This is a genomic window from Acidiphilium sp. PM (genome assembly GCF_000219295.1).
GTDB lineage: Bacteria > Pseudomonadota > Alphaproteobacteria > Acetobacterales > Acetobacteraceae > Acidiphilium > Acidiphilium multivorum.
This window is the reverse complement of the sequence record NZ_AFPR01000620.1, coordinates 1-662: the sequence shown is the minus strand read 5'-3', so window position 1 is coordinate 662 and position 662 is coordinate 1. Positions and strand designations below refer to the sequence as shown.

At 64.0% G+C, this 662-nt stretch carries 1 pseudogene; it reads left to right on the top strand.

Annotation, left to right across the window (positions count from 1 at the left end):
* Positions 1-7: 7 nt before the first annotated feature.
* Positions 8-662, top strand: a pseudogene (locus tag APM_RS21940) (IS630 family transposase); the annotation flags it as partial.

Here is a 662-nt window from a genome sequence, read left to right as displayed (position 1 = left end):
GGCATGGATGGGCCAACCACTATCGATGGATCTTCGTCGGCGGCTTTTGGCGGCGATTGATGAGGGGATGAGTTGCCGGGCAGCGGCAGCCCGCTTTGGGGTGGCGCCGGCGACGGCAATCCGCTGGCGAGCGCAGCGTCGCGATACCGGCAGCTTTGCTCCGAAGCCTCAGGGTGGCGACACGCGCTCACGTCGGGTTGAGGAACGGCGGGCGGACATTCTCGCAATCTGGGAAACGCGTAAGGACATCTCGCTTGCAGAGCTGCGCCTGGCGCTGATCGAGGTCGGCTTGCACGTCTCGGTGGCCGGGCTTCACCGCTTCTTCATCCGCCGCGGCATGACGCGTAAAAAAAGACTGGCCACGCCATCGAGCAGGATCGCCCCGATATCCTGAAACAGCGCCAGGACTGGTTCGATAGCCAGTTCGATCTGGACCCGGATCGCCTCGTCTTTATCGACGAAACCTGGACCGCCACCAACATGACCCGCAGCCATGGCCGCTGCGCCAGGGGCGAACGTCTGCGGATGGGCTTCCCACACGGTCACCGCAAGACCACCACGTTGGTGGCGGGGCTGCGCATGACCGGGATGGTCGCGCCGATGGTGCTGGACGGCCCCATCAACGGCGACTGGTTCGAGGCATATGTCACCAAAGTTCTCAC